The 6,499-nt window shown below is 64.9% G+C and carries 7 protein-coding genes; all 7 read right to left on the bottom strand.

Going from position 1 to position 6,499, the window contains the following annotated elements; translation table 11 throughout:
* Position 1: 1 nt before the first annotated feature.
* Entirely contained in the window at positions 2-604 is a 603-nt protein-coding gene (locus tag EJI00_RS24570) for a LuxR C-terminal-related transcriptional regulator (protein WP_126750085.1), read from the bottom strand.
* A gap of 72 nt (positions 605-676) precedes the next feature.
* Positions 677-2,008 (bottom strand): tryptophan--tRNA ligase, encoded by a 1,332-nt coding sequence (locus tag EJI00_RS24565; protein WP_126750084.1) that lies wholly within the window; start codon positions 2,006-2,008, stop codon positions 677-679.
* 10 nt (positions 2,009-2,018) lie between these two features.
* Positions 2,019-2,690, bottom strand: coding sequence for a site-2 protease family protein (locus EJI00_RS24560; RefSeq protein ID WP_126750083.1), 672 nt, complete (start codon positions 2,688-2,690; stop codon positions 2,019-2,021).
* A gap of 43 nt (positions 2,691-2,733) precedes the next feature.
* Entirely contained in the window at positions 2,734-3,369 is a 636-nt protein-coding gene (locus EJI00_RS24555; RefSeq protein ID WP_126750082.1) for an L-threonylcarbamoyladenylate synthase, read from the bottom strand.
* A gap of 15 nt (positions 3,370-3,384) precedes the next feature.
* Positions 3,385-4,362, bottom strand: a complete 978-nt coding sequence (locus tag EJI00_RS24550; protein WP_126750081.1) for a DMT family transporter — start codon at positions 4,360-4,362, stop codon at positions 3,385-3,387.
* On the bottom strand, positions 4,359-5,216 hold the full coding sequence (locus EJI00_RS24545) for a 3',5'-nucleoside bisphosphate phosphatase (RefSeq protein WP_126750080.1): 858 nt from the start codon (positions 5,214-5,216) through the stop codon (positions 4,359-4,361). The genes EJI00_RS24550 and EJI00_RS24545 overlap by 4 nt, the downstream gene beginning before the upstream one ends.
* Positions 5,217-5,313: 97 nt before the next feature.
* Complete coding sequence (locus tag EJI00_RS24540) at positions 5,314-6,348, bottom strand: transporter (RefSeq protein ID WP_126750079.1); 1,035 nt, start codon at positions 6,346-6,348, stop codon at positions 5,314-5,316.
* Positions 6,349-6,499: the final 151 nt, after the last annotated feature.

The following is a 6,499-nucleotide window of genomic DNA, read 5'->3' as shown; positions in this document are numbered from 1 at the left end:
ACTAGTTATTCGAAATCAACCCGTTGGTCCGCGCGTAATGCAGCGCCTGCGTGCGGCTCTTTACGCCCAGGCGGCGGAACAGACGCCACAGGTGCACCTTCACCGTGTGTTCGCTGATCTCCAGGTCGGTGGCGATGTCGCGGTTGCTCATGCCCTTGTCGAGCATGGCGATCAGCTGCGTCTGGCGCTTGGACAGCTTGCTGTTGTTGGCCAGTGCAGGCTCGTCCGCTTCTTCCGAACCGGCCATCAAGAGGCCGCGCAGCACGGCGGCCAGTTCGGCCGAGCTGGCCGACTTCTCGATGTAGGTGTCGGCGCCCGCTTCGATGCATGCGTCTTCCATGTCGGCAGCGGGCGCCGCCGAGTAGACGGCGATCGGCACGTTGGGATAGACCTGCTTGACTGCCACCACACCCGAAACCCCGTTGGTGTCGGGCAGCTTCAGGTCGAGGCAGAAAAGGGTCGGCGCACCGCGCTGCTGAACCGAGCTCGCGAGCTTGTCCAGCCGCTCGAGCTCGACGATGTTTTCGGCCGGCCGCAAGCGCCGCAACACCATCACGATTGCGTCGCGCATCAGGGGATGGTCGTCGATGACATAAATGCTCATGTTTTCTTCCTTTGTGATCGCCCGTCTACTCTCGTGTGTCCCCGGCGGGTGAGCCGATGGACATATCCCGGATCAACTTCCGCTGGTTGCGGTCGTTGCTTCCGCCAGTGCTTCCAGCGCCGCATTCGCGGCGCTCAATTCTTCCGTGCCGACCGGCTCCAACTGGTCGGCGAGCGCGGTCAATGCCGCGCCGCGCTGTTGCTGCAAGGCGGCAATCGCACGCCCGGCCTCCTGCGGCGACGCGAAACCACGGCTTTGCAGCAGCGCCGCGCCACTCGCATCGAGCAGTTTGAAATAGAACAGGCCGTCGCGTTCGCGATATTGCTTGAAGCTGGGCTTGGCGACCTTGGCCGCTTTGCGCGCACCGCCCTTGTCGCGGCCGGCCGCAAGGTTGCGCAGCCCCACCGCATGGCGCAGTTCGGTCATGAAGGGGCGCGAGAGCTTGCGGGCCTTTTCAGCGCCGATGAGCAGAATGCGCTCAATCTCCGCGGGGTTGTTCATCAGTTCGTCGTAGCGCGCGCGCAGCGGTGCCACTTCGCGGTCGATACGCTCGAACAGCATCTGCTTGGCGTCGCCCCAGCCGATGCCATCGACGTACGCCTTGCGGAGCGTCTCGGTTTCTTCGGCGCTGGCAAAGGCCTGGTAGATCTGGAACAGCGCGGAGCCTTCGGTGTCCTTGGGCTCGCCGGGCGCGCGCGAGTCGGTGACGATGCTCGCAATCTGCTTTTGCAGCTGGGCGCGCGGCGCAAACAGCGCAATGGTGTTGCCGTAGCTCTTGCTCATCTTGCGGCCGTCCAGGCCGGGCAGGGTGGCAACGGCATCGTCGATCTCGGCATCGGGCAGTGTGAAGTGCTCGCCGTACTGGTGGTTGAAGCGCTGCGCCATGTCGCGCGCCATCTCGATGTGCTGCACCTGGTCGCGGCCCACGGGCACCTTGTGCGCGTTGAACATCAGGATGTCCGCGCCCATCAGCACCGGGTACATGAACAGGCCGGCGGTCACGTCCGAGTCCGGGTCTTCGCCCTTGGCCACGTTCTTGTCGAGTTGCGCCTTGTAGGCATGGGCGCGATTGAGCACGCCCTTGCCGGTCACGCAGGTCAGAAACCAGGTGAGCTCGGTGATTTCGGCAATGTCCGACTGGCGGTAGAAGGTCACGCGCTCGGGGTCGAGCCCGCAAGCCAGCCAGCTGGCCGCAATTTCGAGCGTGGAGCGCTGGATGAGCGCCGGCTCCTGCACCTTGATGAGCGCGTGGTAGTCGGCCAGGAAGAAGAAGCTCTCCACGCCCGGCGCCACGCTCTGCCGCACCGAATGGCGGATCGAGCCGACGTAGTTGCCGAGGTGCGGCGTGCCGGACGGCGTGATGCCGGTCAGGACGCGCAGGGGAGCTGAAGATGACGAAGCCATGGAGAGGAACTTAACGCAGCAAAGCCGTGAGCGGTGAAATAAGCACGTTGATGACCGTGTAGCCGACGTCCATCAGCGGGCGCAGCCAGAAGGTGCTGACGATGCCCGCGATGACCAGGCCCATCACGATGAAGAAGCCGAAGGGCTCGATGCGCGCCAGAAAGTTTTGCGCCGGGCCGTTGGGGAGCAGGCCCGCGAGCACGCGCCCGCCGTCGAGCGGAGGCAGCGGAAAGAGGTTGAAGGCCCACATCACCAGGTTGACCAGCACGCCGCCTTGAGCCATCTTGATGAAAAAGGTTTCATCGATGCCCGCTGCAACGAGCCCGACCAGCAGCAGGGCCCAAAGAATCGCTTGCACAAAGTTGGACGCTGGGCCGGCCAGCGCTACCCAGATCATGTCGCGCTTGGGGTGGCGAAGGCGCCCGAAGTTCACCGGCACCGGCTTGGCATAACCGAAAAGGAACGCGCCAGAGGTTGCGAAGTACAGCAGCAACGGCATCAGGATGGTCCCGATGGGATCGATGTGCTTCATCGGGTTGAGCGTGACGCGGCCCATGATGGTGGCGGTCTCGTCACCGAAATGGCGCGCCACGTAGCCGTGCGCCGCCTCGTGCACCGTGATCGCAAAAACCACGGGCAGTGCGTAAATAAGTACGGTCTGTATCAGGTTGGAAATATCCACTGGGCGATTGTGTCAGACAGACTGAAAGCTTCGGTGCCGCTCGTCAGAGACCAAGCACCGCCAGCGCGCCGCGGCCTTGCCGCACCACGACCGGATCGTCGCCCGTGCCCATGGGCGTGAGGTCGACCACGGTGGTGGGCTGCGAAGGGCAGGCGCCCGCGTCGATGACGGCGCCGATCTGCTTTTCGAAGCGCTCGCGAATGGTCTGCGCGTCGTTCAGTGCTTCGGTTTCGCCGGGTGCGATGAGGGTGGTGGCCAACAGCGGCGCGCCGTGCAGCGCCAGCAGCTCGAGCAGCACCTTGTGGTCGGGCACCCGCAGGCCGATGGTCTTGCGCTGCGGGTGGCTCACGCGCCGCGGCACTTCCTTGGTGGCTTCGAGCAAGAAGGTGTAGGGGCCCGGCGTGGCGGCGTTCAGCAGGCGGTACTGCTTGTTGTCGACGCGCGCATAGTTGGCCAGCTCGCTCAGGTCGCGGCAGATCAGCGTGAGATGGTGCTTCTCGTCGACCTGGCGGATGCGGCGCAGCTGGTCGACGGCGTCCTTGTCATCCAAGTGGCAGGCCAGCGCATAGCTCGAGTCGGTGGGCACGGCCACGATCTCGCCGCGCTGCAGCAGCGTGGCGGCCTGCTTCAGCAGGCGTTGCTGGGGGTTGTCGGGGTGCACTTCGAAGTACTGGGCCATGAAGAAGACTCCTGATTACGATTCCGCCGGCTCGATGGGCACGCGGCGCTCGCGCACCGTGAGCCAGGCGCCGGCCGCACCGCAAACCGCAATCATCGAAATGCCGATGAGCGAGACACGGTCGGGCACGTGGGAAAAAACGAGCCAGCCGCCCAGCATGGCAAAGGCGATCTGGGCATAAAGATAGGGCGTGAGCGTGGAGGCCGGTGCGCGCTGGTAGGCGAGGATAAGAATGAAATGCCCCACCGTGCCCATGAAACCCATGAGGCACAGCAATGCCCACCAGTGCCATGAGGGCAGGGCCGTCCACACGAACGGCAGCGCTAGGGATGCGATCAACGTGCCCACCCAGCCGGTATAGAAATGCATGGTGAGCGGGTTCTCGGTTTGCGCCAGCTTGCTTGTGAGCACCTGGAACCATGCATTGGTCAGCACCAGCCCGATGGGCAGCAGCACGGCCCAGCTGAACGCATCGCCGCCCGGCCGCAAGATGACCAGCGTGCCGACGAAGCCGCCCGCCACCAGCGCCCAGCGCAGCACCGAAACATGCTCCTTCAGCGTGGTGGCCGCGAGAAGCGTAATGACCAGCGGCGCTATCAGCACGATGGACGTGAACTCCGCCAGCGGCATGTAGCGCAGGCTCAAGAAGGCCAGCGTGCTCGAAGCCAGCAGCAGCGCGCCGCGCAGCAACTGGTAGCGCGGGTGCTGCGTGCGCAGCAGCGCCGTGCCGTGCTTGGGCAGCAGCACCGCCGTGGTGGCCACGGCCTGGAAGGCATAGCGAAACCACACGCCCATGAGAATCGGCACGGCTGCGGTCGATGTCTTGGTGGCGGTGTCGAGCGTGGCAAAGCAGGCCACCGCCGCCAGCACGAGTCCGATGCCCGCAAGGATGCGTTCGGATTCGACGTCGCGCGTTTGCTGTGCTGCGGCGCGGGCATTCGCCAGTGCGGCCGTTGCCGCGCTTTCGGTGCCGGGCCCGGGGCTCTGGCTCACTGCTGGATGCGGTGGCTGAGCAGTTCCCACACCGGCGTGAGCGCGCCGGGCAACGGCGGCAGCTTGCCGAGGTCGCAATGGCTTTCGTCGGGGCTGTGGAAATCGCTGCCGCACGAGGCGGCGAAATCGAACTCGAGCGCCTTGTCGGCGTATTCGACGTATTCGGCTGTCGTGTGGCTGCCGGTGACGACCTCGATCGCCTGCCCGCCATGCGCCTTGAATTCGAGGAACAGCGCGTATTCCTCGTTGGCGGTGAACTTGTAGCGGCCCGGGTGCGCAATGACGGCCATGCCCTTGGCGGCCGTGATCCATTGGACCGCGTCTTTCAACGAGGCCCAGCGATGCGGCACATAGCCGGGCTTGCCTTCGGTCAGGTACTTGCGAAACACCTCCGGCGTGTCGCGGCAATGGCCTTGCTCGACCAGGAAACGCGCAAAGTGGGTGCGCGAGATCAGCTCGGGGTTGCCGACGAACTTGAGCGCGCCTTCATAAGCGCCATGAATGCCGACCTTGGCCAGCCCCTCGGCCATTTCCTGCGCGCGCTTGCCGCGGCCGCCGCGCGTGTCGTAGAGGCCCTGCGTCATGGCGGCATCGTCGGGGTCGAAGCCCAGGCCGACGATGTGCACCGTTTCGTTGGCAAAGGTCACCGAAATCTCGGTGCCGGTGAGGTAGCGCAGCCCATTGGCGCGCGCCGCTGCGGCCGCGCGGTGCTGGCCGCCGACTTCGTCGTGGTCGGTGAGCGCCCAGAGTTCGACCCCGTTGGCAGCTGCGCGCGCTGCCAGTTCTTCGGGCGTCAGCGTGCCGTCGGAAACCACGGAATGGCAGTGCAGATCGGCATTGAGAATAGAGGACACATGATCATTCTATTGGGTCTGGAACACTGATGCGGGCGCATGGATGCTATTGTGGTTGCTATTAAATAAATAGCATTACTGCCGCGGCCGATGCGGCTTAGCGCTTCTTGCGAAAAGCCGTCCACGCGGCCACCGCGGTAAAGCTGGCGACGATGGCCACCACGATCCAGAACCCGTACTTGTGCTCTGCCAACGGAATGCCGCCCACGTTCATTCCGAACAGGCCGGCAAGGATGTTGATGGGCAGCGCGAGCACGGTCACTACCGTCAGCACGAACAGGCTGCGGTTGTTGTCCTCGTTGACGTTGGCGGCAATTTCTTCCTGCAGTAGCTTGATGCGCTCCTGCAGCGCCTGCATGTCGCGCAGCACGACCGAAAACTCTTCGGTCGAGCCGCGCAACTCTTGCGCATCGGGCTCGGCCATCCAGGCCGGCGGCCCTTGCAGCAGGCGAAAGAGGGCGGCGGGCTCCGGCGCGAGCAGCCGCTGCAGCCGCACCAGCAGCCGGCGCAGCACGCCGAGCCGCGCACGCTTGTGGTCGAGCCGGCCGGCCAGCAGCTCGTCCTCGATGCGGTCGATGCGGGAAGTGACGCCGCGCACAATCTTCACCAGCACGTCGGCCTGGGCGCGCAGCAGGTGCTCGAGCAGTTCGGTGGTCGAGCGCGGCGCGTCTCCGGCCTTGACCGCCGTTCGCAGCGCGTCGACCGAGCGCAGCGGCTTGGCGCGCGCCGTGACCACCAGGCGCGGCCCCACGCTGATCCAGAGCGTGGAGATGTCCGAGGGCTCGAAGCTGAATTCGAAGTGCACGTCGTTGATGACCGCGATCAGCGAATCGTCGGCACGCTCGATGCGCGTGGAGGGCAGGCCCTCATGCAGCGCTTCATAAAAGGTGTCGGAGAGTTGCGCGTGGCGCAGCAGCCAGCGCTCGGCCTGGGCATGGCTCAAATTGAAGTGCAACCACAGGAACGCGGAGTCCGACGAGGGCGACGCGCCAGTGTCCAGCCACGCCGCGGCCTGCGCCGAGTCGATCGCCCGCACGGGCTCCGGCGCGGCGGCGTCGAACAAATAGCCGCAGATCAGCCCGGCTTCGTCGCCGCCGTACGAGTTGGCGGCCAAGTCATGGAGTGCCGGCAAGATGCGTGTGGATCAGGAAAGCCAAAGGGGTTTGCCAGATGGTGTTCGACCTATATGACAACCTCGTGTCCGCCGACGCCAATCCGTCACGCAACGGTCATACGCTGCGTGCAGCATGCCTTGATCCACCTACACATCTCTCTTTCCTAGC

It is taken from the genome of Variovorax sp. DXTD-1, assembly GCF_003984625.1.
GTDB lineage: Bacteria > Pseudomonadota > Gammaproteobacteria > Burkholderiales > Burkholderiaceae_C > Variovorax.
This window is presented reverse-complemented; position numbering and strand designations above follow the sequence as displayed.

Bases quoted from the DNA above. Each gene is read 5' to 3' on its own strand.
- EJI00_RS24570 (WP_126750085.1), bottom strand. From the start codon at position 604: ATGAGCATTTATGTCATCGACGACCATCCCCTGATGCGCGACGCAATC.
- EJI00_RS24565 (WP_126750084.1), bottom strand. From the start codon at position 2,008: ATGGCTTCGTCATCTTCAGCTCCCCTGCGCGTCCTGACCGGCATCACG.
- EJI00_RS24555 (WP_126750082.1), bottom strand. From the start codon at position 3,369: ATGGCCCAGTACTTCGAAGTGCACCCCGACAACCCCCAGCAACGCCTG.